Origin of the sequence: Fontibacillus phaseoli (assembly GCF_003337355.1) — a bacterium.
Classification (GTDB): Bacteria; Bacillota; Bacilli; order Paenibacillales; family Paenibacillaceae; genus Fontibacillus; species Fontibacillus phaseoli.
In genome coordinates this window covers 1-26,485 of record NZ_QPJW01000013.1, presented here as the reverse complement: position 1 = coordinate 26,485, position 26,485 = coordinate 1, and the positions used below count along the sequence as shown (strand labels likewise).

Sequence of the window (26,485 nt, the reverse complement as noted above, 5' to 3'; positions counted from 1 at the left end):
AATATTTTTGCGTATAGGTCGACGCTCCTCTATAATCAAGGAAAGCCATTCTATTAATCTAATAAATTCATTACTGGAGGAAATGCGTTGACACAAGTGAAAATTTTCGCAGACAGCATCTCTGATATTCCGGAATCCTGGATGACTCAGTACGATATCGGAATTGTTCCGCTTTATGTCGTGTTCGGTGAAAAGGCCTACAAGGATAAACTTGAAATCACCACGACTGATATTTACCGGCGGGTCGACGAAACCGGGGAATTGCCACACACGTCGGCACCGTCCCCCGCAGATTTCATTGCGGCCTTCACGCCCTGGATTGAGCGAGGCGATACGATCCTGTTTATCAGCATGTCTTCCAAGCTCTCCTCAACTTACCAGAACGCCCTGATCGCCGCGGATGAGCTACCTGAAGGACGCGTCATCGTCGTAGATTCACTCAATGTGTCAGGAGGCGTTGCCTTGCTTGTCATAAAGGCGGCTCAGGCAGCCCAAACCGGAGCAAGCCCAGGCGAGATCGTTACGATGCTGGAGGATCTCCGCGACCGGGTCGAAATCGAAGTGCTGGTAGACAGCTTGGATTACCTTCATAAGGGAGGCCGCGTCTCCAACATGCAGCATATGATCGGAAGTCTGCTGAAAATCCGTCCCGTGCTGCGCATCAAGGAGGGGCTCGTCATTTCCGCAGATAAATATAGAGGCAAAACCGAAAAAGCGGTGGAACGCATGCTCCATCACTTCACGGAAAATATTCATAAGGTTGACCGGGAATTAATCATCGTAGCCCAAACCTTAGCGGAAAGGGCCGCCGATTATATCCGAACGACGCTGCTAGAGAAGACGGATACCCGGGAAGTCGCCATTATCGAAGGCGGCTGCGCCATTTCGTGCCACTGCGGACCGCGCACCGTAGCCATCATGTATTTGCGCAATAAGGCGTATACCATGTAACCATCCTCTAGTCATGCAAAGCTTGTCTTGCACACAGAATTCGCCTGCGAAAAGGCTCCTCTCCCAAAGGGAATTTATCTCTACCCGGGAGACGGCCTTTTTTTGCTTATACTCGTGTTGCTTAGGTGTAAATAAAGGATACGGAAACTTTTTCGGAAACCGGTTCGTAATAATGAATTAGAGGCTACTACACATTGGCGGAGGTGGTACGGATGATTCGGGGCTCCATCTATAAAAAAACGGTCTGCGCTTTGCTGGTTTGCGGTATATTGCTGGTTTGCGGTTTGGTTCTTCCGGGCCAACCCCGTGCCTACGCCGGCTACTTCAGCGATCTGTATCAAGGGGTAAAAGAACTGTCGGAACTCCCTAGCGAAGTAAACGAGCTTAAAGCAAACTACCAAATGACGCAGGACAAGCTTGCGGAAGCGGAATCGACCATGGAAGCGTATCGGCAGCAAAACGAAGCCCTGCTGGAGCAGAACCGCGAACTAAGCGCCTCGGTGGCTGCCCTGACCGAAGCCCAGCAAGCCCGGGAGGCGAATGCCCGAAAGACGCGGATCCTGATCCTGACCGGTGTGCTTCTGCTTGCCGGATATTTTATCCTGCTTCGAGTCATTCGCTTGGTGCTCCGGCGATAATCGCATGGCAAGGTTATCCGGTCTGAACCAAGCTACTTCCCTAGAGAAATGAGAAGGAGGGGAATCTGCACGATGAGAATTGTTTACGATAACGAGCCTGCGGGCTATGGAGGACAAGCCGTTACCTTCGAAGTTCATGAAGGCGAAAAACTCCATGTCCTGCATCCGGCGCAAATTATTGCCTTCAAAGGGCCCTCCGGTAGTCGCACCGACAAGCTTATGAACATGAAAGGCATGTACCGGAAAAAGAAATTGATCCGGGCCGATTTCATGGGGGCTTGCCAATTCGTGGCATCGATGCCTCCGTCCATCACCCTTAAACCTATCAAGCTGACACACGGGAGCGACTTGCTGTATGACTTCAGGCATCTCTTTTTTTATACGGAAGGTGTCCGGATGGAATCCCGGTTGCTCAGCATGAAAAATATGATGATTACCCGCGATGCGATAAAAATGAAATTTTCCGGAGACGGAGAGATCGGAATTCTGACGCAGGGTCAGGTGCTTGAACTTCCGCTCGAACCGGATGATCCGCTGTATGTCGAAGCTGGCTGCGTTATCGCTTATCCCGAGAACGCCAAGCTGGAGCTATCCGTGTACGGCAATCATCTGGCGAGCCAGCACATGAAATACCAATGGAAAATCACCGGCCATGGCTCGGTGCTTATCCAATCCGGCGGCGGAAGCCGGGAGCTCGAACGCGATCTGGACAACAACGACGGGATCGTCAAACGGTTCCTGCGCGAAGCCATTCCGTTCGGAGGCGTGTTTATCAAGTAGGACATAGCCGCGTGTAGGCTGTGGAGGCTCGTGCAGACTGCCTGCCCTGCCCAAGTTGGTGTAAATAGCTGTATAACCTACAGTTAATTTACGAAAAGGGCCTGCCTTTTGCGATTTAACTGTAAAACCTCCAGCTAATTCTAAGGTTTCCGACGATTCCGGGCAGATGGGATACAAATAACTGTAGGTTCTCCAGTTAATTAGTTTGCAGAAGGCCAATCGTGAAAATTAGATACAGGAAATACAGTTAATTTCGCGCAGGTCTGCTGACCCGGGGACGAACGGAATGAGCAACATGGATTGGGTCGGATTGTATCGGATCGGTTCGGTTCGGTTCGGATCGGTTCGAATCACGGTGGAATAAAGAGAGCGCAGCCGATCCATCCTAATCCTCTCCTACAAAATACAAAAGCGCGCTGCCCGCCAAAGCACCCAGGTGCTTTGAGAGCAGCGCGCTTTTTGCGCCGGTTTATTTTTTCCCCGCATCAATATCCTGCGGACGCAAGCCCTCCCAAATGTTCGGGATATCTACCTTCTCCGGATCCTCGAACACGAGGAACGCCGTCGGTAAATAGCGCTCGCCGTATTCGGAGGACGGCTTGTTGACAATGTCTCCGCCTTCCTTTACCAGTACGGAGGAAGATCCTCCGTCCAGGTTGGCGGCGATGACCGCGCCGTGGTCCAGCATGATCTGCTGGACATCGTAAAGGCTCGCTCCGATGCTGTACCCCGGCTGGCGGCCGTCAATGATGACGAACAGGATTGCGCCGTCCTCTCTTTGCCCCATCGCGGTCCGGGGCGCGATTCCCCAGCCTTCTTTCTGGCTGCGGATTTGACCCTTGCCATTAACGATAATCCGCGGCTGAAAGGTCACGGCTTCCTGAATGCCCAGCTTATCCAACTCATCGAGCGTATATTTGCCGGCGATCATCTTCCCTTGCTTATCGAGCCCGACCACCTGGGTCGATGCATTTTTGCTGATTCCGTTGTAATACAGCTTGCCTTGCGAGATGACGACCCCGATCGGCTTAAAGCCGTTGCCTTTCCAGTTCGGGTCGGCAAAGCCGCCGCCGTTCACTCCGGCCACAGCCCCGGTACGGGCAACCATGCTGGATACCTTCTCCCCTTTGCCTCTTTTGGCGGGAACGCCCAGCCGGATTTTCGTCGGATCGTTTACAGTCAGCACATATCCGTGATATCCGGTTCCGGACACTTCCTCCACTTCGATCAGCGGCTTCTCCTCTTGCGTCTCCTCATCTTCTTCTTGGGAAGGCAATGTAATGGTGTGGGTGTCTTTTTCCGTACCCATATCGTCAAACGACTTTTGATAAGCCGCCACTCTTTTGTCCAGCTCAGCTTGCCCGATTATATATTTCGCCCAATGGCGGTGCTGCGTCGTAATCAAAGTGTCCGCCATAAGGAAACGAACATTATTGCCTGATGGAGTAAAAAACAACCAGATCATCGCAACTCCCCCTAGAAGCATCATTACGGTGATCATTCTGCCGACAAACCGGAGAAATCCTCCTTTGCGCCGCTTATTCTTACGTTTACGTTTGTTAGCCCCGCTTCCCTTTCGTGCCGAAGAACGGCTGGGCAGCGTTGTGGACTCTTGCTGCATAACTTGCATACTTACTCTCCTAACTGCTTGCTGATGTACATGCTATTCATGTAAACGTCCGGCAATGGATAAAAGTTTCATTCGTCACGCGTCTTTTATACACACAATACGGTTCCCAACTACGGTGGAAGTGCTTCAAGCAGCAGTCACCACATTCTTGTTATTGTTGTAAATATCATTTTTATACAATAAAAAAACACCAGTCCCTTTGCTTTAAGGACTGGTGTTTCGTATATTAACTTGCGGCGGGCTACCTTATGCGCAAAATCTTCCGCGCACCGCATAGATCTCCCGGAAACCCCGGCTTTTCAGAAATCTGGCTGCTTTTTTGCTTTGACGCAGGCTGTCCGAGAGGATGACTACCGGTTCATCCGGGGACAACTCTTTGTTCCAGAGGTACGGAAGCCGTCCTATCGAAATATTGATCGCGCCATTAACATGACACTGTTCGTAAAAGAACGCATCGCGGACATCAATCATCTTAGCCTGACCCGTCAATTCGGACGTCTCCCGGAGCTTGCCCGCTTCCACGTAAGCCAACCCTTTCACGGGCCAAAAGCGACGCACCAGCCATAAGCCCGCGGCGCCAGCGCTAACCAAAGCGGCAAATATCAATATCATCATGCGTTAAACCAATTCACCTCTCCAGGCCAGCAGACCGCCGGCCATATTCACGGCTTTATAGCCTCGTTCGGAAAGCAGTTCGCAGGCAAGTCCACTCCGGGCTCCGCTGCGACATACGATAAACCATTCCTGCTTCGGATCGAGCTCTTCGTATCTCTCGGGCAATTGCCCTAACGGAATATGCTTGGCCCCCCGGATATGGCCTTCTTCCCACTCAACAGGCTCCCTTACGTCCACAATATTCAAGGCATCCCCACGTTCGATTCTTTCGGCTAATTCATGGGCGGAAATTTCTCTATCGGGTTGAAAACTCATTTCTCGGTCAGCTCCTTGACATCAGTTTTGGTTTGAATAATATCCTAAACATGCCATCTTCTATAACAACTATCTGCTCTTTACAAGCAACTCTACCGCTTCTTGAACCAGCTTGTCGGTAGTATGACCTTCTGCTTTCTCTTTCAGCAGACAATGCTGCAAATTATCCGCCACGATCTGCGCGATCGCCTTGTCGGACGCATTGCGGACCGCGGAAAGCTGGCTGACGACGTCTTTGCAGGACTTGCCCTCCTCCATGAGGCGTAAGACACCGCGCACCTGACCTTCAATTCGCTTCAGGCGCCGTTTTAAATCTTCCGAATAATGTACTTCATGATCTGCCATTGGAGTCCCTCCATACCTTGTGAAATACCCCTATGGGTATACATGATAATAAATCCCGCCGTACTTGTCAAACCCGGGGATGGGACAAAGACTCTGCATGAGACGAGCATTTATCCTCACGCCGATGATGCTCCAAACATCATGAATCTTTAAAATGCCAAAAGCTTCATACCTCTTTATCTTCACAAGGTGTATGCCCTTTTACCCTGTTATTTATTTCAGCAGTTGGATACGGAGCCGATCTTTCGGGACTATTGCTTCTTTGCCTGCTTTTGGTTTCTTTGACGGCAAAAAGCTCCCATTCCGGACATGTTCCGTCCACAATGGAAGCTTATTGAATTGCTATACGTTGCGGGCGACAATTTTAGTTGGGATTGCGAAGATCCTTTTCCTTCCGAATCCGTTCCAACAGCGCCTTGCAACCCGTACCTACCAGTTCGTAAGTCTCTTCAAAATTGCCCGTAAAATAGGGGTCCGGGACCTCTTTAAGCACCGAATCCGGAACCAGGTCCAGCAGCTTGATGATATTCGCATCCGCTTGCCGCGCCAATGCCTTTAAATCGCGTTCATTCTGATCATCCATCGCTACGATATAGCCAAAACGCTTAAAATCATCTCCCGCCACCTGACGTGCTTGCAGCCCTTCATAAGAGATGCCGTATTGATCCAGAATCGTCCTTGTCCCTTGATGGGGCGGCTTCCCAATGTGCCAGTTTCCAGTTCCTGCGGAATCAATCCGAAATTTCCGTTCCAGGTTCTCCTGAACCACCAAATGCCGAAACACCGCCTCAGCCATGGGAGAGCGGCAAATATTCCCCAGGCAGACGAACAAGACGCCGATTTTGTTGTTGTCATCCATTTCTTCTCACCTCATGTCAGATACTACTTTCTGATACTACTACAGGCCGCTGCTTTCAACAAGTCGTGCAACCGGAAGCCATCCTTACGGATTCAGCAGGGTCGCCCTTCATCTGGTATTGGGAATCCGCATTTTCAACTGCATAAAAAAGGAACCCATGCCATAAGCATGAGCCCCTCCCTTACACAATATACAAACACCTCATTAGGCCACGAGAAAATCGTTCGCATGATAATCACTGCACCGGAAGGATTGTCGCACAGATCAACAGCATGCCGACCAGATTAAGGAGTGAACCTATATTCTTTGATTTTTGTAATTAAATTCTTCCTCCCTAAATTTTATAAGCTTTCATCGCTTTGCGAAGCTCTTTGAACGTCGGACGTTTGCCGTACAGGAGCACGCCCGTGCGGTATATTTTAGCGGACAGCCATCCGAAAATCAGGATCGCAACGACCAGGATCACGATTGAAATGAGAATCTCCCATACCGGCGTGTCTCCGACGCCAATCCGCACGATCATCGAAACCGGAGAGAAGAACGGGATATAACTGCTGACCTTTAGCAGCGTGGAATTCGGGGCTGCCAGGCTGAAAATACCGATATAAAAAGCGGCCAGCGACAGCATCGTAATCGGCATGATCGCCTGCCCGAGCTCTTCAGTACGGCTTACGAGCGAGCCAATTGCAGCAAACAGGGTCGCGTACAGGAAATACCCGAGGATGTAGAAAATCAGTCCAAACACCAGTACTTCAATATTGATCTGCGACAAGTCCATATTAAAGCCGGCCAGAACGGGACGGTTATGAGGCAACGACACGTTGATCGCGATCACCGCTGCAAAAATAGCGATCTGGAACAATCCGATGAAGAACATGCCGATGATTTTGCCGAACATTTGAGCCAGCGGCGACACGCTCGTAATCAGGATCTCCATGATTCGGGAGCTCTTTTCCGCTGTTACTTCCGCCGCGATCATATTCCCCGTCATCATAATGGTCATAAAGAACAGGATGACCAGCACGTAAACGATCACGTAGTTGATAGTTGCCGCCTTTTCAGCTGTCGCTCCTTCGCCCGATCCAGCGCCGTCTCCTCCCGATACCGCCTGCTTCATCGCTTCGATTTGAACGGGCGATGTGAGAGCGGCAATCTGTTCGTCACTCAGCGTTCCTTTCGTAATGTACTCGGCCTTCACGCTTTGCAGCGCAGCCTGCAGCGAGGTCTGCAACCCCTGCGGGATGCTGTCCTTCTTGGAAATATAAGTGACGGAAGGAAAAGCCCCCTCTTTGCTGTCCCCGAACTGCAGATAGCCGTCAATTTTTCCGTTTTCCATATCATTACGGAGCACTTGTTCATCCGCCTGTTCGTACTCCACCAACGCAAACCCGGTCGTGCCTGGTTGCTGTTTCTCCCGGTAAGCTTTCAACGAGTTCGCGAGCTCAGGCTGGTTGCTTTGTATTAATCCGATCACCGTCGGGCCGTCGTCATTCCCTGTGAACCTGTCGATAAAATAGGGTACATTCATGCCGATCGTAACCAACAGGGCCAGCACCAGCGTAGTTATCGTAAAAGATTTCGCCTTGACTTTGTTCAAAAAAGTAAACCCGATGACCGTGCTCATTTTACTCATTTGACTCACCTACTTCCTTAATGAAAATTTGATTCAAAGTCGGCTCTTTGATCTCAAAATGCTCGACATCGCTTTGTTCCATCGCGATACGCAAAATGTTCTTGGCCGCACCGACATCGGTGATCCGGATCAAATAACCCCGCTCCCGGCGCTCCACCCGGCTTACGCCTTCGATCAATTCCAGACCGGACACTTCACTTGCCGTATGCAGGAGAATCTCCTCGCGCGGGTAACGCTTCTTAATCTCGCTTAAGTTGCCTTGCAGCACGGTTTTGGACCGGTCCAGAATCGTAATATTGCGGCAAAGTTCCTCCACATGCTCCATCCGGTGGGTGGAAAATAAAATGCTGGTTCCGGCATCACGCAATTCTTTGACCGTTGCCTTCAGCAGTTCCACATTGACCGGATCCAGGCCGCTAAACGCTTCGTCCATAATTACGATCTGCGGTTTGTGGACAACTGCGGCAATAAAGCCCATTTTTTGCTGATTCCCTTTGGACAATTCTTCAATCTTCTTGTCGTAGTACTCCGGCACTTCAAACCGGTCGAGCCAGTATTTCAGGCTTTTGTCGGCCTCTGAGGCGGACATCCCGCGCAGGCGGGCCAAATAAATGATCTGGTCGCTAACTTTTACTTTCGGATATAAACCTCGCTCTTCTGGCAAGTACCCCATTTGATGTTGAAGCTCGTTTCCGTATGGCTTACCGTTGTACAAAATCTTCCCGCCATCGGGATAGATCAGCCCAAGCACCATCCGCATCGTTGTCGTTTTGCCTGCACCATTGGCACCAAGCAGCCCGTAAATTTCTCCCTGCTCCACTTGCAGCGAAATTTGATTGACTGCCGTCTTTTCGCCAAACTGCTTGACCACTTGCTCTAAAATTAATGGCTTCGTCATCATTGCTTACCCCTCGTTTCCTATAATAATTGCCCAGGTTGATGTCCCTGAATCCATAGCCCCAAGATTTCATCCAGTTCCAGGCTGCGGCTCTTGATGAGCTGAACAGCCCCGCCGGAGCACCACTCGTCAAATTCACGGCCGTCGCTTACGACGAGCTTCATGATGGACGGTCCGTCCTCACAGAAGGTCAATAAGCCGGGCAGTGTTTTCAGTTCCTCAGGTCCTGCTCCGCGTATCCAAACCTCTTTCCAACTGCCGAAAAGATCATCCTTTTCCGCCATTCCCACAATCTTGCCCTGGTGAACCAGCACGATAAAATCGGCCAGCCGCTTTACTTCATCGACAATGTGCGTGGACAGCACGATCGTCACGTCTTCCCCGACCAGGAGGGCTCTCAGTTCGTCGATCATGTCCTTCCAGGCGAACGGATCGAGCCCGGACGAAGGTTCGTCCAGCAACAGAAGCTTCGGTCTCGCCGCGAGGACGGCGGCGATTTCAAACTTGCGCCGCTCCCCTTTTGACATCCGGTTGAGCCGTTCATGGCGCGGCACTTCAAACCGGGTCATCAGAGCCTCATACCGCTCCTGATCCCAGGTAGGATACCAGCGGGCTCTGAATTTTGCCGCCATCTCCGCCGTCATAAAATTCTCCTCCAGCGCCGGATTTTCCGGAACATATCCGATTTGCTGTCTGAGCGTTAGCGGTAAACCTTCCTCCGGCGCTGCACCAAACCAGGAGATGTTTCCCTCATCGGGATGAATGGTTTCCAGCATCAGGTGCATCATCGTGCTTTTCCCGGAACCGTTGGGACCGACCAAAGCAACTACATACCCTTGCGGAATCCGGAGATTCAGAGGACCGATCGGCTTTCTCCGTCCTCTTTTTACCGCGCCGGCAAATTCAATGGCTATTTTTTGTTCCGTCAACTCCGTCACTTGGATTTCCTCCCGCCTTCAGCCTCGCTGTATTTTTTCTTTAAAATCCGGAGAAACAGCTGTTTTAGCTCATCTTCTCCGTACTGGACCGAAATCCCCTTGTCCACGGCTACCTCTACCGCTTCCTGAACAACGATCCGCCGATATTCATTCCGTTCTCCCGCACCGACACTCGCTACAAAAGTCCCCGTACCTTGTCTCGTCCGCAGCAGACCTTCATTCTCCAGATCCTGATACACCCTGCGCACAGTAATGACACTGCAGTTTAGACTTCCGGCAAATTCGCGGATGGAGGGGAGCAAGGTTCCTTCATCAATCTGCCCGCTTACGATTAGCGACCTAAGCTGCGTCTCTATCTGGTGATAAAGGGGTTCGGCGCTATTTTCATTAATTTGAATAGGAATCCACACCTTCCAAACTCACCTCCGGTTCTGACCAAATCACGTATGCTATTCATCGAGCCAAATCCCGCTTATGCATCGTCCGCCGGGTTATCGAGCTTGACACGCCCAGCACGATAACGCCGCCGGCCAGAACTCCCCACATCAGAGGAGAAAGCAACCCATACCGCTTTGAAAAATCGAGGGTCAAATTAAGCAGGCTGCCGTCGAACCAGGTAAAAACGAACGCGCCTCCCCCCATGAATATCATGAGCAGGATCGTCAGCCACAAGTACGTACGACCTTTTCTCGTAAATTCCAGATGGATAAAGAGCCCGTTCATCGCGAGGGAATATCCGATCCAGGTCAAAGCAAAAGCAAGATATTGGACCAACGTGATTTCGATGTCAAAAACAAGGAAAATGGAGTAGATCACTGAAAATAAAATAAGTCCGTTAAACAACAAGGCGCTAACAAGCTGGATTAACCTGCTTACCATGATCGTTTTGTCCGAAATCGGCAATGTCCGGTAATAAAGCAACATTTGCGTATACGAATCTTCCTTGATATAGCTGAACGATCTTCTGGAGAAGTAGAACCCTAAAAATGGAGTAAGGATTAGCATAAGAAAATCCGCCATCGGATCGAGCACATCTCCGGCCGCTTCCCGGCCTCGGAGCATCACGCCGATCATCCCTCCGGTATAAATCATAAAGATGACGCTCCAAAGCAGATACATCCGATCTATGCGCAAATCCTTTAAGAAAATAGCCCAGGCGTCTTTCCACGTGTTCAATTTTGCTCACCCTTCTTTGCTGAAAATTATCCGGCGGATTAATGGTCCCCGGTTTATTGTGGTTATTTAGTGTGCTTAATCAAGTGCGCTTGCTTGGTGTGTTTGCTCGGCGGCGTGCTTAATCGATGTTCTTGGTAGTGTGATTACTTAGTGTGCCTGCCGGTGTGCTTATAGAGTGCAGTGGTGTTACTGGTAACTGCTTTGCTCTGTGCCCCGTGCTCCGTACCCCTTGCTCCGTGTAGAATACAAATATGCGCTGTACCACCGTTTTCCACAGCGTCTTTTTCACTGTGCTTACTGTGATTACTGTTCATATCTTTATACACAGTATATACTGTGTATATTTCTGCGTCAACTCTGTTTTCTCCACAAAAAATAGTAAATCGTACATCACCGGATAGTTCCATCCAATTCTAACGGACATAGGAGACGTTAAACGGCACTTTTCGGGATGTGAAATCGCCTAACGGACACAGGAGACGTTAATCCCCAAAAAATCCTCATAAAAGGGAAAATCAGGCGCAATTAAGGTCACCGGTGTCCGTTAGATTTTGAAAAAGGCGATTTTAGAGGAGTTAAGGTCCCTGGTGTCCGTTAGAGCAGGAACGCATCGTGCAATCCCAATCAACAACGGATTCGCTCCGAGGAAACTCCAACTAAACAAACCTATCGGATCCTACAACACAAACGCCTCTATCGCCACTCCCACCCGTCCCCTCCACGTTCCCCCTCACCTGCCCCTAACTCACCTGCCTCAGATACAAAAAAACGCCGGAGCGAAAAATCGCCCCAGCGGTCTACCCGTCTTTCTTAGGTATTCTATAATCCAAAAATAACTTGCCATACCGGTTTCGTATGACCGCCGGGATACAGCAGGTACAGAAGCACATAAACCATAACGCCGGTAATCGCCGTGAAAAACCAAATTACCGAAGTTGTCCGGCCCCATTTGCGGTGCTTCGCGTATTTTGCTTTGAAGCCGAGAACCAGGGTTGTGATCCCGAATACCGCCGCCACCGTGGCCAATACGATATGAAAAATCAGGAATATCTGATAATAAGGCTGCAGATGATCAGGTCCGCCCCAGGACGTATTGCCGATAAACACGGTACGCGACATGTAGATGATAAAAAAGAGCAGCGCCGCGATAGCCGCCGCGATCATCGTTTTCTTGTGCGCTTCCCGCTTTCCCTTAATAATCAGGCCCCAGCCGATCGCTACAAGCACTGCGCTGATCACGATAAACGAGGTGCTGATCGTTGGGAACAAGGTAAACAAATCCATGTGAATCCTCCTGTCCAGACTACAAATTACACGGCGTCCATCCATATTTTATTATTTCAAATTCAATCAATTTAGATCTGATTCAGTTTAACATCGTCAGGCAGCTGCCCGTCTTCTTCCTCCCGGTTCTCTTGCCTGTACCACTGGAAAAATACATAGGCCAGCATCGAGGCAAAGATGATCTCCTGGATGAATTTCATCAGAATACCCCCGACTTGCTGATCGATCCGCGGTTCCAGATAGCCGAAGAACTCCGGTCCTCCGAATTTGCCCAGCAACAGCGTCGGATCCCCCGAAATGCAATAGCCCATAGCTTTGGCCCAAACCCCAGGATCGCTATAAGTGGCATACAAAGTATCGGGCGCAAAAATTATCAAGCCGCACGCAGGAGTAAGCAGCACCATGTTGAGAAAAATGAAGCCCATTTTCTTTAGACCCTGTGCCTCCCCCCGGTCCGGCAGCGGTTTGACCAGCGTCCACCACATCAAAAGCGAGGCTAAGAACAATACGACGTAATACAGCCGGTGAATTCCGAAATGGAGCATCACATAGTCATGCACAACCGGGATATGATAAAAAGAAAACAGCCCGTTGAACACGACGGCGGCTACAATCGGATGCGTCAAAAATTTCAAGCGGCGCAGCGGGCTGCGTCCCAGGAATGTAACGACAGCGTTCCAGATCCAGCGAGGCAGGCCGAGCATTAGAAGCGGCGGGGCGACCAGATAGGAAAGCGCCATGCTGACCATATGGAAGCTGAACATCATATGCCCCAGCAGTTCCACCGGACCGCCTTGGGCCAAATACAGAAAGGCCATACCAAGTATGAACAAACTCTTTTTTCCGGCGGATACGGGCTCTCCTTGTCCGTACTTTTCATTAAGGGGTCCTGCCAGCAAAAAATACCCGGCCGTAACGAGCAGCATGGCCGCCAGGAACACAGGGCTCCAAACATCCGCAAATTTAAAGTATTCTAACCCCAACACGCTTAACCCTCCTTCCGCCGCTTTGTTTTTCTGTCCAAATTGTGAACAGGCCCTTAATAGCATGAAAGAGGTGGCTTGATATCAAGCCCACCTCTTTTTATTTTACCACCACATCCAGTATAGCGCGGCAATAATTGCAAGCCCTGCAACAAAAAATCCCCCGGCCATGAATACGATCGGTATCATATGGCCCTTATCCTTCAAATGCATCCAGTACCCGAGTTGAACGAGTACCTGGAGAACGGCCATGACCAGCAGGAGCAGTACCGTAAATGCGGTATTTACGCCGCCTGCAGCCACCGTTGCAAATGCAATCAGGGTGAGGATGATAGAAAAGATGAAAGCAACGACATGCTTTTGCGGTCCTTCATGACGATGGCGGTGCTTAACCGCGCTCCCGTCATCCAAATCGTGGTTTGTCATCTTTTACCCTACCACCTTTCCGAGCAGGTACACCACCGTAAAGATGAATACCCACACGACGTCGATAAAGTGCCAATACATGGCGGATACATATACTTTCGGAGCCGTAACCACGGTCAATCCTTTTTTGTACAGCTGTCCGATCAAAATTGAAATCCAAAGAATTCCAAACAAGACGTGCGCTCCATGGAAACCGACCAGCGTGTAAAAAGCGGAACTGAAGGCACTAGTGGTCATTCCATAGTCATCGTGAATGATATACTCCGCGAACTCGTAAATTTCGAGCGCAAGGAACGCAAGACCGAGCAGGACGGTAACCCCTAACCAACGGGCCAAAGACGTCCGGTTTCCGCGGTGCATCGCCTGGATCGCAAAGACACTCGTCAAGCTGCTCACCAGCAGGATGAACGTAGCCACTGCCGTAATCGGCAGACTGAACAACTCACTGGCGGAAGGGCCGTCGGCCACTTGGTTCCGCAGCGTCAGGAAGGTAGCGAACAGGGTGCCGAACAAAACCGCCTCGCCCCCAAGGAAAAGCCAGAAGCCAAGCACTTTGTTGCGCCCTTCCAGCGTCGCTTTCTCCGGTTCATGGGGAAGCGCGCCGGAAGCCTGCTGTGCATGAGGTGTCGTCATGCTTTTACCCCCTTGTCATTCAATTCTTCCGGTTCAATATGCCAGCCGTGATCGTCAAAGAGCGAGCGAAGCAACATCGAACCCAAAGTAATCGCCAGGCCGATGCCTGTAATAATGTAATTGCCGAACAAGAAGTTCAACAGGCCGTTGCCGAAATCATCATTCGTAAACATAAACCCCAGTCCGGCGATAAACAAACCGACGGACATCACGAACGGCAAGATCGTTGGCGATGGCATATGGATCGGGCCGACCGGTTCGGCCGGAGTCATCTCCGTATTGCCAGCCATCTTTTCTTTCCAGAAGGCATCGATACCGCGAACCAGCGGCGTCTGTTTAAAGTTATATTCCGGCGGCGGCGAAGGAATCGCCCATTCCAGCGTACGTCCGTCTTCCCAAACGTCGCCAGGCACGCCTTTCGGTTGTCTGAACGAAATGGCCACATTGACCAGGAAGATAATCACGCCAACTCCCATCAGAAATGCCCCGACGGTGCTAATCAGGTTCATCGTGTCAAAGCCCTGGTTCGGCAAATACGTAAATACACGGCGCTGCATGCCGATAAGCCCAAGAAAATGCTGCAGGAAGAACGTCAAATGGAAGCCGATGATGAACGTCCAGAATTCCACCTTGCCAAGCTTTTCATTCAGCACGCGGCCGAACATTTTCGGCCACCAGTAATGAAGGCCCGCGAACAAGCCGAGCACCAGGCCGCCAACGATAACGTAATGAAAGTGAGCCACAACGAAGTAAGTATCATGGTATTGGTAGTCCGCCGGTGCCGAGGCGAGCATCACCCCGGTTACCCCGCCCATAACGAACGTCGGGATAAATCCGGCCGCAAACAAATTCGCTGTAGTAAAGCGGATCTGTCCGCCCCACATCGTGAACAGCCAGTTGAAAATTTTGATCCCCGTCGGAACGGCAATCAGCATCGTAGCGATAGAGAACAGCGCGTTCGCCACAGGTCCCATACCGGTAGTGAACATATGGTGCGCCCAGACCATGAAGCCTAAGAAAGCGATCAGAATCGTAGCGAAAACCATCGAGCTGTAACCGAACAGACGCTTGCGCGAGAAGGTACTGACCACTTCGGAGATAACTCCGAACGCTGGCAGGATCAGGATGTACACTTCAGGGTGACCGAAGATCCAGAAAATATGCTGCCAGAGCACCGGATTTCCGCCCGCTTCTACATTAAAGAAGTTGGCGCCCAAAATTCGGTCAAAAGTCAGGAGCACCAGACCGACCGTAATCGCCGGGAATGCGAACAAAATCATCGTCGAAGTTACAAATGTAGTCCACGTGAACATCGGCATGCGCATGAAAGACATCCCAGGCGCACGCATCGTAATGATCGTGGCCAGAAAGTTAATCCCCCCGATCAGCGTACCCAGACCCGCTATCTGCAAACCGATCGTGTAAAAATCCACGCCATGCGTCAGACTGTAGGTCGTTGAGGACAAAGGCGTATAAGCGGTCCACCCGGCATCCGGTGCGCCACCCATAATCCAGCTGAGGTTGAGCAGCAGGCCGCCGAACAGAAACGTCCAAAATCCAAGCGAATTCAAGAAAGGAAATGCCACGTCGCGGGCGCCGATTTGCAGCGGAATTACCGCATTCATGAGCGCAAAGATCACCGGCATAACCCCAAGGAAAATCATGGTCGTTCCGTGCATCGTAATCAATTCGTTAAATTGCTGGGCCGTTACGAAATCATTCATCGGTTTGGCAAGCTGCACCCGGATCAACAGCGCTTCTATCCCGCCGATGCCGAAGAACAAACCGCCCGCTACCAAATACAGGATAGCGATTTTCTTGTGATCGACCGTTGTCAGCCAGTCCATCAAACCCTTGTGACGCTTGACACTGTGAGCGTGAGCCAAGGTTTGTACCCCCTTTAAGTTCCTATACCATCAATGCCGCCCGAGGCACCAAAGATTAATATGATAATTTGTAATCGGCCAAGTATTGGGCGATCGCATCGATTTCCTCATCCGTAAGCCCGAGATCCTCTTTCGGCTGCGGCATTTTGTTGCCCGGCTTTACTTTTTGCGGATCGGTCAGCCATTCCACCATATTATCCTTGACCGGTTTGCCTCCAATCGGTTTCCCGGAACCTTCCTCGTTGAGCAAGATGCTGGCCACAGTCTCTCTGCTGCCAATGCCCGTAAGGTTTGGCCCTATCGGACCGCCTTGGTCTCCTACTGCATGACAAGTCAGACATTGATTTTTGAACACCTCGGCCACTGCCGGATCTTCAGGAAGCACTGCAGGTGCTTTCAAGGAATCTACCCAGTTTTTGAAGGACTCTTCACTGACTGCCTTCACTTTAAATTCCATAAATGCGTGGGAAGGGCCGCAAAGTTCGGCACACTTGCCGAGGTAAACGCCTTCCTTCTTGGCTTCAAACCAGGTATTGTTGATCGTTCCGTCCGTATTGGTATCGGTTTTGCCAGCTAGCGACGGTACCCAGAAAGAGTGCAACACATCGGCCGTCTTCAACTCAAGTGCGATCTTCTTACCCGTCGGGATAATCAAATCCTGAGCTGTTGTTACGCCATAGTCCGGGTAGGAAAACTCCCACCAGAACAAATGAGAAGTTACTTTCACCTTCACGGCATTCTTATCGGCAGAATAATTTTCTCCATACGCAAACACCTTCTGCACGGTAGCAACAGCCAGAATCAGTACCAGTACCAGCGGAATAGCCGTCCAGATAATCTCCAGCTTAAAGTTGCCCTCCACTTGTTTCGGCACTTCGTTTTGCCCCGGTTTCCGGCGGAACTTGATCCAAACATAGGCCGCGATCCCGAATACGATGAGCATAACCGCCACCATGATCGTGATCGAAAGTTTAATCAAACCTAATTGCCCTTCTGCTACCGTCCCTTGCGGTCTGAGCACCGACAGGTCTTCGCGGCCGCATGCGGACAGCAAAAGCATCAAGCCGACAAACAGAGGTACGAGCCGCTTTACAGCCTTCCACGGTTTCATCATTGATCTACCCCACTTTTCCGTTTTCTTCCCGGTTATGTACAGGCTTTAAGCATATCCAAATAAAAGCCACCTGCCTTAGCACGGAAACTGCACTCCTGTCAATTAAAACAATCACCTATTAAATATATGATCGAACCCCTGTTTTGTCAATGATTCAAAGGCAGTTCACAGAATGTTCAAAAAGCCGAGAAGGCGCGCCATAAAAGGATTTGCGAGCGTTTTCAGCTAAGGATCGCCCCCCGAATTGACTCCTGAACCGAATCGTATCCCCTCCGTTTTCAGCCGAATACACTTTTCATTCATTTTTGACATTTCCCAAAACTTTATTATTAAAATACAAAAAAAAGAGAGCTTAGCTCTCTGATTAGGACGTAAGTATTACTGGACCCTCTTCCAAAATTGCCAAAGTATGTTCATAATGAGCCCCCAGGCTGCCGTCCGCCGACCGGATCGTCCAGCCGTCATTGTCCCACAGCACCGCTCCGGTCTCACCAAGCGTAAAGATCGGCTCGATGGTAATGACCATGCCGGGCTGCAGCTTGGCGCCCGTATGAGGACGGCCGAAATTCGGAACATCCGGTGGTTCATGCATTTTTTGACCGATCCCGTGCCCGATCAACGGTTTTACAATCCCGATCCCGGCCTCCTGGGCAACCCGCTGGACAGCGTACCCAATATCGCCGACGCGATTACCCGGCAGCGCCTGTGCGATTCCGGCATAGAGCGCCTTCTCGGTAATTTTGAGCAGTCGGTCGGCCTCCGGACCAACCTCCCCGACCCGGTAAGACCATGCCGAATCCGCAAGCCACCCCTTCTTGTTAACGACCATGTCAATCGTTACGATATCTCCCTGCCGTAACTTCACGTCCCGGGGAAAACCATGGCACACTACTTCATTAATGGATGCGCAAGTAGCATAAGGAAATCCCCGGTAGCCCTTCTGTTCGGCGGTCGCCCCCTTCCCGGCCAAAAACGACTCGACAAAGGCGTCGATTCCCGCAGTCGTGACTCCAGGTGCGATCAGCTTGGCGATCTCTCTGTGGCATTCCGCCAAAATGGCCCCCGCCTCGCGAATCCGCGCGATTTCTTCTTTTGACTTTAAGTTGATTTTCAATGTTCAAACTCCTTTCGCGACACAAAGCTGTGCTGTAGCTCATTAAATTCAACCTCGATATTCTAATATATGTAGAATCCAATGAAAAAACGCCCCGGCTATCGCCGGGACGGTAGTTAACCATTTAATTGGTTGTCAAAACCTGTTCAGTCCTTCAGGAAACGGATGAATCCAGCTTCCCCATCTCCATTTCAACAAGATGCGTCAATTCTTCCTCATACCCTCCGGTAATCCGGTATTTGCGGACGTATTCCTTCACGAACTTTTTCGGGTCTTTCGGTTTGAAGATCCGGGTCATTTCCCGCAAACTTTCCTTCACCTCATTGTGACCTTTCGTTGCCATACCAAATTCCCTCCCAGAACGATTCTAGTTCAATGCTCCGATCTCGAGAATGCGTAAAAAGCAGTTATTCATGAAGTCAGCCTGCGGATAAGCCAATTCAGCTGGCGCATGACACTATACATACCCGAACAGTTTCCCGGTGAATCAGGGCATGGTTAGAACAGCTTCTTGCAATTGTCAGTATGTCTTGATGAAAAAGTAGAAAAGACCACTACCTCCCATATTGTAACATATTCAGCTTCATGTTACAGCTTTCTTCCAAATACCTATTTCTTATTCCAGTTTAATCTTTCTTATTTAGTTTTGACAACTCTGGTTAAGATAAGTTTATATCGGCATTTATTCGCTCCCATTTTATCCGGAGTTAATCAATCCGCCGTAATATTAAGGGAAGGACACCATGCATATGAACTCAGCCATTGCGAAAGAGGCCTGGATCGCGGCCGATCAAGCAATCCGCAAAGATTATCCCAAAATACGGAGCTTTCTCGCGGCCCAAGGCGGAACAGCAAGGTTCGAGGCCTATTATAGCGGATATCACGTCTCAACCCTGCATGACCTCAGGTCCGCGACCAAAAGCGTACTTTCTATTTTGTTGGGAATTGCCGACGCCCATGGTCGTCTTCCCGACCTTGACCAACCGGTTTGGAACAGCGTCAATGACCACGCACCGAAACGCCCCGATCCGTTATGGTCAGAGCTGACGCTCCGAGAACTGCTGACAATGACGACCGGGCTGTATTGGCAAACCGGCCCCAGGTTAGGGGAACGGTTTCTCCGCCGGTTTCATCTCAGCCGAAACTGGGCCGATTTTATTTTGCGACTCCCGGTAATACCGGAGCAGCGCGGGAAATTCCAGTACTGCAGCGCCGGGTCGCACTTGCTATCGGTCCTGCTTACAAAATGGACAGGATACAGCGCCTTGGAGTACGCGCGCCGTTACCTGTTTCGTCCGCTCCAGATATCCAAAGTCATCTGGACGTCAAGCCCGGAGGGCCATTCCAGCGGACATATCGGACTCTATATGACAACTAGAGACCTGCTGAAAATCGGCCTCCTATGTCTTCAAGGCGGGTGCTGGGAAGGCCGGACCCTGCTTTCACGCGATTGGCTCGACAGGTCGATGTCGCCCCATGCTCCGTCCTTTAACGGATATGGACAGTATGGGTTTCACTGGTGGAGCGCGGAAACCGGCGGCATTCGTTACAGCTATGCCCACGGACATGGCGGGCAGCAAATTTATATCGTTCCCGATCTCGAAGCTGTCGTCGTTTTCACTTCCGAGAGCCGGGTCAACCGTTTTAAAAATCCGAAAACACTGCTGGAAAAAATCATCTTGCCCGCACTTCATCCCATGTAAACAGGAGGGTTCTCCATGAGCGCCAAACCGCCGAAAATCATGATTTTATACGCCAGCTACGGAGACGGCCATTACCGCGCATCCAAAGCGATTGAGGCTTGCTTTCAAAGCAAGGGAATCGAAGAAATCGTCCTGCTTGATTTACTGGCGGAAGCGCATCCTGTACTGAACGAACTGACGAAATTCATTTATCACAGCAGTTTCAAGATGTTGCCGTCCGTTTACGGGGCTGCTTATGAAATGACCAAGGATCTGCCCCCAGAGGCTGCTCTCCTGCGTGCGTTGAATTCGTTCGGTACATCCAAGTTGAAAGAAGCCATGTTCCGGCATGAACCGGATCTCTTCATACACACCTTCCCTCAGATGGCTTTGCCTGATATTTTGAAAAAGAGTCGCTTGTCCCTGCCTGTCGTGAATATTATTACCGATTTCGATGTGCATGCCCGATGGATCCATCCTGGCGTCGACCGGTATTACGTAGCGACCGAAGATATGAGAACGGAAATGATGCGCCGGGGCGTTTCCGGAGACCGCGTGCTGGCTAGCGGAATTCCGCTTCGCTCGGATTTTCATCACGTCCGGGAAGCGGCCCCGGTTTTCCGCGAAAGGCTGGATCCCGCTAAAAAAACCGTGCTTTTGATGGCTGGGGCTTACGGAGTTATGCAAGGAAACAAGGATATCTGCAAAATGCTCCTCGAGGGGGGGAAGTATCAAGTTTTGGCCGTTTGCGGGCGGAACGAGGAGCTGTACAAGGATCTAAGTTCCGTGTATGGCGAACACCCGGACTTTCATGCATTCGGCTTCGTAAATGAGATTGCTCTTTTAATGCAGGCCAGCGACTGCATTATTACAAAGCCTGGCGGAATCACGCTATCTGAAGCATTAGCCTGCCGGCTGCCGCTCTTTCTATACCGGCCTGTTCCGGGCCAAGAGCTGAATAACGCCCGTTATTTGCAGCATAAAGGGATTGCCCCCATAGTCTATGATGCCGACTCTCTGCGGCAAGAGATCGAGGCCTTGCTCCTGGACGGGGACCGCTTGTCCAACGTCAAGGCCAAAATGGAAAGCCTCCGCAAGCCGGAAGCCGCAGAGGCAATCGTGAACGATATTATGGCAACATGGTTTCAGCCCGAAGGGAAAACACCTGACTCCATCGGTTCTGCCGACCCTAGGCTCGTCATACATTGAGTACTAAGGAAGGTTATCCGTCATTGGAAAGCAGGTGTTTACCGTGTCCCCATTCAAATCTTCAACCGGGCTTTACGAAAATGTAGCCGGATTTTTGTGTTATCTATTCGCCTTCGTCGGCGGCGTCGTCTTTCTGGCCATTGAACGCCGAAGCCGTTTCGTGCTGTTTCATGCCCTGCAGTCCGTCATCCTGTTTGCCGGACTGATGGTCGCGCATGCATTAGCCGGATTTTTACCGATCATCGGCGTTGCCGTCAATCTGCTGCTCTCCATGCTGGGCCTGGTGTTATGGGTGATCATGATGTTGGCCGCCCTGCAGGGTAAATGGTTAAAGCTCCCCTGGATCGGCGAATTGGCCGAGAAGCAGTTGAATCGCATGTAAGCCATGGCAACAGGACTACTGCTCTGCCGAGGCTTCCTGCTGTTTTCCCCCACTTAAGCCGTTAAACAGTAAATTCATCACAATCGCCGTAAAGCTTCCCGCTACGATCCCGTTGTCTACCAAGATACGCAGCCAACCCGGCAAAGCGTCAAAAATTTGCGGAACTACCGTCACGCCGAGCCCCATACCGACCGAGCAAGCAATAATCAGCAGATTCTCGTGCCGGTTCAAATCGACCTGGTCTCCGAGCATTCGGATCCCCGAGGATAACACCAATCCAAACAGGGCGATCATCGCTCCGCCAAGCACGGATGTCGGCACGAGTTGGGTCAGGGCGGCAATCTTCGGCACAAAGCCGATCAGAATCAGCAGGCCGCCGGCTACGGCGATGACGTCGCGGGTTTTTACCTTGCTCATTTGGACAAGCCCAACATTTTGGGAATACGTCGTATATGGAAAAGAGTTGAACACGCCGCCGAGCATAATGGCCAGGCCTTCGGCCCGATACCCGCGCGAAAGGTCTTTTGAGGTAATATCCTTATCCACGATTTTGCCCAAGGCCATAAACACCCCGGTGGATTCAGCCACGCTGACGATCGCGACAAGGATCATCGTTAAAATGGCTGAGACGTGAAACGTCGGCACTCCGAAATAGAACGGTTGGACCATATGGAACCAGCTTGCTTCTTTTAATGGCGTCAGATCCACTTTACCCATCAGGCCTGCCACCAGCGTCCCCGCAAGCAATCCGAGCAGAACGGAAATGGATTGCATAAAACCCTTGGCATACCGGTTCATCAAAATAACGAAAGCGAGTACTCCGAATCCCAGCGCCAGATTACTCGGACTGCCGAAATCCGGTTTCGACAAATTCCCGCCGCCAAGGTCGGTCAAAGCCACAGGGATCAAAGTCACCCCAATGATCGTAACGACCGATCCGGTAACAACCGGCGGAAAGAAGGCGATCAGCTTACCGAACAAGCCGGAGAACAGGAACACAAACAAACCCGAAGCGATAATCGCTCCATAGATGGCCGTAACGCCCATCCCCGCTTCCCCCCCGATGGCAATCATCGGAGAAACGGCCTGGAACGCACAACCCAGCATCACCGGCAGTCCGATGCCGAAGAAGCGGTTACCCCATACTTGCAATAAGGTGGCTACCCCGCAGGCAAGCAAATCGATCGAGATCAGATATGTCAATTCCTGGTGGGTAAAATTCAGCGCTCCGCCGACAATGAGCGGCACGATGATGGCCCCCGCATACATAGCCAGCACATGCTGAATTCCCAGCGAAAACGTTTTGAACGGATGCCGGTTTCTTTGAAAAATACGTTCGCGTTCCATTGTAGTAATACTCCTCCCCATGGTCCCCCATGATCTAGCTTATTTTTTTTGTTACAGCTGTTCATGCACTTCTTCCACAAAAGTAACGGTGCCGTTCTCCAAAGAAGCAATCCGAACCAGCGAATCCACCCGGTAACCGGCTTCCTCCAGCAGTCTGGCCCCCGGCTGAAACGATTTTTCGATCACGATGCCGATACCCGCGACGCTGGCTCCTACTTGCTCCGCGATCCGGGTCAGTCCAAATGCGGCTTCGCCGTTAGCCAGGAAATCATCGATGATCAGCACCCGGTCATTAGGATGCAAAAATTTCTTCGATACCGTAATTTCATTGGTCTCCCGCTTCGTGAACGAATATACCTTCTCGACCAGAATATCCTCTTTCAAAGTGAGCGATTTATGTTTCCGGGCAAAAATCATCGGTACCCCAAGTTCCAACGAAGTCATAATCGCAGGGGCAATACCCGACGATTCAATCGTCAGCACCTTAGTAATACCCTCACTGGCAAATCTCCGGGCAAACTCGCCGCCTACTTCCCTCATCAATACCGGATCCATCTGATGGTTCAGGAAGGAATCCACCTTAAGCACCTGATCCCCGAGCACGATGCCCTCCGCCATTACTTTGTCTTTCAACAATTTCATCTGCCGTTTCCTCCTCATATCGATAATCGCTACTAAAATTGCTTGTTCAAATAGTCACTGGACAGCATGAAAAAGCCCATCTCCCGGCTCCCTAACCGGAAAATGGACTGATAAAGGCAAAAAACCAGGTTGCCGCTTTCTGTTCAAGCTGCTGCACAAGTACACAGCTCAATCCAGCCGCCACAACCGTGGTTTCACCCCGTAGTCCGATCATTCCGGTGATCAGGTAGAGACATGCAGGCCAATTCCTGCACATATACGAGAAAAATATATGAAAATGAAAGTCTTCTTTTCATGCAATGTTAGAAGTATAACGCAAACCGGGTGGGGAAATAAAGAGGAATTTTTTCAACTGCCTTTTTGCAACTACAGCGGTCTGGATTCACCCGGCAGCAAATTGCCCAACAGCGATCGCAGTTCTTTATCTTCCTTGTAGCTCTTCTCGCCTGTGTCGAGGCGTTTCACCCGTATCTTACTGTAGTTCGCACCGGGCTCCACCGGCGTGAACACCAGATTTTCCTTATCTTCCAAACGGAGTTTATATCCCATTTCTTCGAACATCGTCAGAAAATCAATCTCGGAAGGAGTTTGTCCCTCCTCCAGAAAGATCAGACCTCTTAATTCCTTGATTTCGTGAAGATGATGCACCTCAAAATGAACAATGCATTCCATTGCTTAAACTCCCCTTTCAAAATAAATGCTTTCAAAATCGTATTAACCTACATAAAAAATGCCCGTTCGTCTGGTCAGGACTCGCCGCACGATCATATGCAGCTAATGACACTATCTTTATAAGCGTTCCCCCGCTTACCGCGCCTCATCCCGGTGACCTATTTCCCGGAAAGAAACGCAAGCGGCACGGTGCCAGAGAAAAATTCTCTGATCTCCGTGCCGGCGATTTCTGCGCCTACCTCTTACTACGGCTTAACCCGCAAGCCACGAGGCGCCACATATTACAACTTGGTGAATTTTTCGAAAAAGACGTACTTAGATCTGCTCTGAACCGCAGTGCGGGCACCATTTGGTTCCTTTTACCAGTATCGCGGAGCAGATTTGACAACTCGTCGTCGGAACCGCACTCTCTAAAGTCGAAGAAACCTGATCCCTCGGCACAACATCCTCTTTCCAGGTACGTATGCGGCGGTCCAGTTCCTCCTGGCGCTCCCGCTCTCGTTCCAATTCGCGCTGGTGCCGAGCCTCTTGTTCCTCGTCCACCGGCTGCGCCTTAGGTTCCCTGTAAATAATGGTGTCATCGTTCGCAGGCCCTTCAAACAAAGCAAGCGGGTCGGTCAGCGGCTTTACTTCCTTCACCGGTTCCTGCGTCGGCACAGGCTCGTGATCCGGCTCTTTCACCCGGTCGGCCGCAGCGGCGGGCTTGGATCTTTCCAGCTTATGGCCGCAGTATTGGCAAAACAGCGCATCCTCGGTAATCGCTTTGCCGCAGGCGCCGCAAAGGCGTTCATTTTTCAATTCGGCGATCTTCGAGCGGATTTCATCCCGTTCCTCCGAAAGCAAATCGCAGGTTTTAGCGAGCTCCACCATTTCCTTTTCCGCATTGGACATATCCTTACGGGAGTATCCCTCGTAGAAGACCTCGCCCATTCGTTGAAAGTAAAGTCCCATTTCACGTTCGATATTCGAAATTTGTGTGTTCAGACGCCCGATTTCCACTGCGTTTTGCGCGCGATCGGTCACTTTCCCAGCACCGTCTTTAATTCGCTGTAAAAAATTCATGACTGAAATCCTCCCATTCATTTGTTTCCTTAACACCTTACCGGCAAGGAAACTCCCCGCCTTACCTTACAAAATCCATGTAGGATTATAAATTCTAGAAGTAATCATACCAGATTTGGCGCTCCTGTGAAAATCAGCCCTTTGATTCAGGGGAATAGGCTTCGTGTAAAAAAGAGTAGATTCCATAGTTCTTCAGAGAGGAGGATTTGGCAATGGCTATTCAAAAGACCCCCTACTATGTATCCGTGTCGCACCGTCTCATTCAGGAAGTACCGAACGATTCCACCGAATTCGAAGTGCTTCTCGATGACGAAGACCTCGCCCTACTCCAGGACAAAATCGCCGGCTTGTCAAAAGAGGACGAGTATACCTTCAAACGCGCGCCCGTCCCTTACAAGTCTACCGATCATGACGAGGCTACCGAACACTTCAACCGGCAGCTAACCGAACTATACGTTCTCCTTTACCGTACCGGAAGCGAGCGTACCCGCAGGTCCATCATAGAAATGGGCGTGCTAAGCAGCCTTTCGAACACGGACTATAACCATCCCGGATATGGCGGCGGTACGCCCTTGAACAAATGATGCCCCCTCTTCCGAACCGATAAAGAACCGTTCTTGGATCAATCCGATCTTGGGGACGGCTTCTTGCGGTTACAGGCCATTCTTTGGATTTAAGTTGCTAGATAGCTGGAGTTGTTTGTTTCCGTGGGTTACTGGATTCCGTTGGAGTTGCTTGATACCGTTAGAGTTACTTGGACCGTTGGAGTTGCTTGATACTGTTAGAGTTGCCGGGTGCCGTTAGAGTTACTTAATACTGCTGAAGTTGCTGGATCCCGTTAGAGTTGCCTCATACCATTAGAGTTGCTTGATGCCGTTAGAGTTGCTTGATACCGCTGGAGTTGCCTGATACCATTAGAGTTGCTTAATACCGCTGGAGTTGCCTGATACCATTAGAGTTGCTGGATACTGTTAGAGTTGCTGGATGCCGTTAGAGTTACTTAATACCGCTGGAGTTGCCTGATATCATTAGAGTTGCTTCTTGCTAAGTTCATCGCTCTTTACCAAGGCGACTAAACGAAAGAGCGACTCTGCCTATAATTTAGCTGGAAAACCTACAGTTAATTTGGAGGGAAAGTCCCTTTTTCTCAAATTAACCGGATAAACTACAGCTAAACTATAAAGCCCCCTAATCACCTTGGACACTTACAGGCTAAACAATATACAATAAAAATTAGCTGGAGGTAGTCCATATGAGAGTACAGCACAGCA

Annotated in this window: 30 protein-coding genes and 1 riboswitch; of the genes, 7 read left to right on the top strand and 23 right to left on the bottom strand. The window is 50.5% G+C overall.

Annotated features, from left to right (window positions below):
- The first annotated feature begins 87 nt into the window (after positions 1-87).
- From DFP94_RS21290 to DFP94_RS21280, 3 genes are all read left to right on the top strand, one after another.
- The gene (locus tag DFP94_RS21290; protein WP_114498489.1) at positions 88-951 is read left to right on the top strand and encodes a DegV family protein; all 864 of its coding nucleotides are present in this window, start codon (positions 88-90) and stop codon (positions 949-951) included.
- A 212-nt stretch (positions 952-1,163) separates the two neighbouring features.
- On the top strand, positions 1,164-1,589 hold the full coding sequence (locus DFP94_RS21285) for a hypothetical protein (RefSeq protein WP_114498488.1): 426 nt from the start codon (positions 1,164-1,166) through the stop codon (positions 1,587-1,589).
- Between the two features lie 72 nt (positions 1,590-1,661).
- Positions 1,662-2,369: an AIM24 family protein gene (locus DFP94_RS21280; protein WP_114498487.1), complete on the top strand. Its 708-nt coding sequence runs from the start codon at positions 1,662-1,664 to the stop codon at positions 2,367-2,369.
- 228 nt (positions 2,370-2,597) lie between these two features.
- Here DFP94_RS21280 and DFP94_RS25620 read toward each other — a convergent pair whose 3' ends face one another.
- The 19 genes from DFP94_RS25620 to DFP94_RS21190 form a co-directional block, all read right to left on the bottom strand.
- Positions 2,598-2,753 (bottom strand): hypothetical protein, encoded by a 156-nt coding sequence (locus tag DFP94_RS25620; RefSeq protein ID WP_181873251.1) that lies wholly within the window; start codon positions 2,751-2,753, stop codon positions 2,598-2,600.
- A gap of 85 nt (positions 2,754-2,838) precedes the next feature.
- Positions 2,839-3,990 carry a phosphodiester glycosidase family protein gene (locus tag DFP94_RS21275; protein ID WP_114498573.1) on the bottom strand — a complete coding sequence of 384 codons (1,152 nt, stop codon included), beginning with the start codon at positions 3,988-3,990 and terminating at the stop codon, positions 2,839-2,841.
- Positions 3,991-4,245: 255 nt separating this feature from the next.
- Positions 4,246-4,614 carry a rhodanese-like domain-containing protein gene (locus DFP94_RS21270; protein ID WP_245955042.1) on the bottom strand — a complete coding sequence of 123 codons (369 nt, stop codon included), beginning with the start codon at positions 4,612-4,614 and terminating at the stop codon, positions 4,246-4,248.
- A 3-nt stretch (positions 4,615-4,617) separates the two neighbouring features.
- Entirely contained in the window at positions 4,618-4,929 is a 312-nt protein-coding gene (locus DFP94_RS21265) for a rhodanese-like domain-containing protein (RefSeq protein WP_114498486.1), read from the bottom strand.
- A 69-nt stretch (positions 4,930-4,998) separates the two neighbouring features.
- Positions 4,999-5,274 (bottom strand): metal-sensitive transcriptional regulator, encoded by a 276-nt coding sequence (locus tag DFP94_RS21260; protein WP_114498485.1) that lies wholly within the window; start codon positions 5,272-5,274, stop codon positions 4,999-5,001.
- Between the two features lie 364 nt (positions 5,275-5,638).
- Positions 5,639-6,133 carry a low molecular weight protein-tyrosine-phosphatase gene (locus DFP94_RS21255; protein ID WP_114498484.1) on the bottom strand — a complete coding sequence of 165 codons (495 nt, stop codon included), beginning with the start codon at positions 6,131-6,133 and terminating at the stop codon, positions 5,639-5,641.
- 334 nt (positions 6,134-6,467) lie between these two features.
- Positions 6,468-7,766 (bottom strand): ABC transporter permease, encoded by a 1,299-nt coding sequence (locus tag DFP94_RS21250; RefSeq protein ID WP_114498483.1) that lies wholly within the window; start codon positions 7,764-7,766, stop codon positions 6,468-6,470.
- Complete coding sequence (locus DFP94_RS21245; RefSeq protein ID WP_114498571.1) at positions 7,759-8,664, bottom strand: ABC transporter ATP-binding protein; 906 nt, start codon at positions 8,662-8,664, stop codon at positions 7,759-7,761. Before DFP94_RS21245 ends, DFP94_RS21250 begins: the two co-directional genes overlap by 8 nt.
- Before the next feature lie 20 nt (positions 8,665-8,684).
- Positions 8,685-9,602, bottom strand: coding sequence for an ABC transporter ATP-binding protein (locus DFP94_RS21240; protein WP_245955040.1), 918 nt, complete (start codon positions 9,600-9,602; stop codon positions 8,685-8,687).
- Positions 9,599-10,012, bottom strand: coding sequence for a GntR family transcriptional regulator (locus DFP94_RS21235; RefSeq protein ID WP_114498482.1), 414 nt, complete (start codon positions 10,010-10,012; stop codon positions 9,599-9,601). The genes DFP94_RS21240 and DFP94_RS21235 overlap by 4 nt, the downstream gene beginning before the upstream one ends.
- Before the next feature lie 43 nt (positions 10,013-10,055).
- Positions 10,056-10,778 (bottom strand): ABC-2 transporter permease, encoded by a 723-nt coding sequence (locus tag DFP94_RS21230; protein WP_114498481.1) that lies wholly within the window; start codon positions 10,776-10,778, stop codon positions 10,056-10,058.
- Between the two features lie 819 nt (positions 10,779-11,597).
- Positions 11,598-12,062 (bottom strand): DUF420 domain-containing protein, encoded by a 465-nt coding sequence (locus DFP94_RS21225; RefSeq protein ID WP_114498480.1) that lies wholly within the window; start codon positions 12,060-12,062, stop codon positions 11,598-11,600.
- 71 nt (positions 12,063-12,133) lie between these two features.
- Positions 12,134-13,048: a cytochrome c oxidase assembly factor CtaG gene (gene ctaG, locus DFP94_RS21220; protein ID WP_114498479.1), complete on the bottom strand. Its 915-nt coding sequence runs from the start codon at positions 13,046-13,048 to the stop codon at positions 12,134-12,136.
- A gap of 102 nt (positions 13,049-13,150) precedes the next feature.
- A complete protein-coding gene (locus DFP94_RS21215; RefSeq protein WP_114498478.1) occupies positions 13,151-13,471 on the bottom strand; it encodes a cytochrome C oxidase subunit IV family protein in 321 nt (106 codons plus the stop codon).
- A 3-nt stretch (positions 13,472-13,474) separates the two neighbouring features.
- Positions 13,475-14,104: a cytochrome (ubi)quinol oxidase subunit III gene (locus tag DFP94_RS21210; RefSeq protein ID WP_114498477.1), complete on the bottom strand. Its 630-nt coding sequence runs from the start codon at positions 14,102-14,104 to the stop codon at positions 13,475-13,477.
- A complete protein-coding gene (ctaD, locus tag DFP94_RS21205; RefSeq protein ID WP_181873256.1) occupies positions 14,101-15,951 on the bottom strand; it encodes a cytochrome c oxidase subunit I in 1,851 nt (616 codons plus the stop codon). The genes DFP94_RS21210 and ctaD overlap by 4 nt, the downstream gene beginning before the upstream one ends.
- 94 nt (positions 15,952-16,045) lie before the next feature.
- Positions 16,046-17,104, bottom strand: a complete 1,059-nt coding sequence (coxB, locus tag DFP94_RS21200) for a cytochrome c oxidase subunit II (RefSeq protein ID WP_114498475.1) — start codon at positions 17,102-17,104, stop codon at positions 16,046-16,048.
- Between the two features lie 364 nt (positions 17,105-17,468).
- Complete coding sequence (gene map / locus DFP94_RS21195) at positions 17,469-18,218, bottom strand: type I methionyl aminopeptidase (RefSeq protein ID WP_114498474.1); 750 nt, start codon at positions 18,216-18,218, stop codon at positions 17,469-17,471.
- Positions 18,219-18,372: 154 nt separating this feature from the next.
- Positions 18,373-18,561 (bottom strand): hypothetical protein, encoded by a 189-nt coding sequence (locus tag DFP94_RS21190; protein ID WP_114498473.1) that lies wholly within the window; start codon positions 18,559-18,561, stop codon positions 18,373-18,375.
- A 400-nt stretch (positions 18,562-18,961) separates the two neighbouring features.
- On the opposite strand from DFP94_RS21190, the gene DFP94_RS21185 reads away from it, so the two are divergent.
- From DFP94_RS21185 to DFP94_RS21175, 3 genes are read left to right on the top strand one after another with little or no spacing between them, the layout of a single operon-like run.
- The gene (locus DFP94_RS21185; protein ID WP_114498472.1) at positions 18,962-19,921 is read left to right on the top strand and encodes a serine hydrolase domain-containing protein; all 960 of its coding nucleotides are present in this window, start codon (positions 18,962-18,964) and stop codon (positions 19,919-19,921) included.
- A gap of 15 nt (positions 19,922-19,936) precedes the next feature.
- Positions 19,937-21,109 carry an MGDG synthase family glycosyltransferase gene (locus DFP94_RS21180; protein ID WP_114498471.1) on the top strand — a complete coding sequence of 391 codons (1,173 nt, stop codon included), beginning with the start codon at positions 19,937-19,939 and terminating at the stop codon, positions 21,107-21,109.
- Positions 21,110-21,152: 43 nt separating this feature from the next.
- Positions 21,153-21,491, top strand: a complete 339-nt coding sequence (locus DFP94_RS21175) for a DUF4870 domain-containing protein (RefSeq protein ID WP_114498569.1) — start codon at positions 21,153-21,155, stop codon at positions 21,489-21,491.
- Between the two features lie 15 nt (positions 21,492-21,506).
- Here the strand turns inward: DFP94_RS21175 and DFP94_RS21170 are convergent, their stop codons facing one another.
- From DFP94_RS21170 to DFP94_RS21155, 4 genes are all read right to left on the bottom strand, one after another.
- On the bottom strand, positions 21,507-22,838 hold the full coding sequence (locus tag DFP94_RS21170) for a nucleobase:cation symporter-2 family protein (RefSeq protein WP_114498470.1): 1,332 nt from the start codon (positions 22,836-22,838) through the stop codon (positions 21,507-21,509).
- Positions 22,839-22,889: 51 nt separating this feature from the next.
- Positions 22,890-23,480 carry a xanthine phosphoribosyltransferase gene (locus DFP94_RS21165; RefSeq protein WP_114498469.1) on the bottom strand — a complete coding sequence of 197 codons (591 nt, stop codon included), beginning with the start codon at positions 23,478-23,480 and terminating at the stop codon, positions 22,890-22,892.
- A 182-nt stretch (positions 23,481-23,662) separates the two neighbouring features.
- A riboswitch (purine riboswitch) is annotated at positions 23,663-23,762 on the bottom strand.
- An 84-nt stretch (positions 23,763-23,846) separates the two neighbouring features.
- Complete coding sequence (locus DFP94_RS21160) at positions 23,847-24,152, bottom strand: hypothetical protein (protein ID WP_114498468.1); 306 nt, start codon at positions 24,150-24,152, stop codon at positions 23,847-23,849.
- 315 nt (positions 24,153-24,467) lie between these two features.
- Positions 24,468-25,214 (bottom strand): zinc-ribbon domain-containing protein, encoded by a 747-nt coding sequence (locus tag DFP94_RS21155; RefSeq protein WP_114498467.1) that lies wholly within the window; start codon positions 25,212-25,214, stop codon positions 24,468-24,470.
- A 212-nt stretch (positions 25,215-25,426) separates the two neighbouring features.
- Between DFP94_RS21155 and DFP94_RS21150 the strand changes: the two genes are divergently transcribed.
- The gene (locus DFP94_RS21150; RefSeq protein ID WP_114498466.1) at positions 25,427-25,798 is read left to right on the top strand and encodes a hypothetical protein; all 372 of its coding nucleotides are present in this window, start codon (positions 25,427-25,429) and stop codon (positions 25,796-25,798) included.
- Positions 25,799-26,485 lie beyond the last annotated feature (687 nt).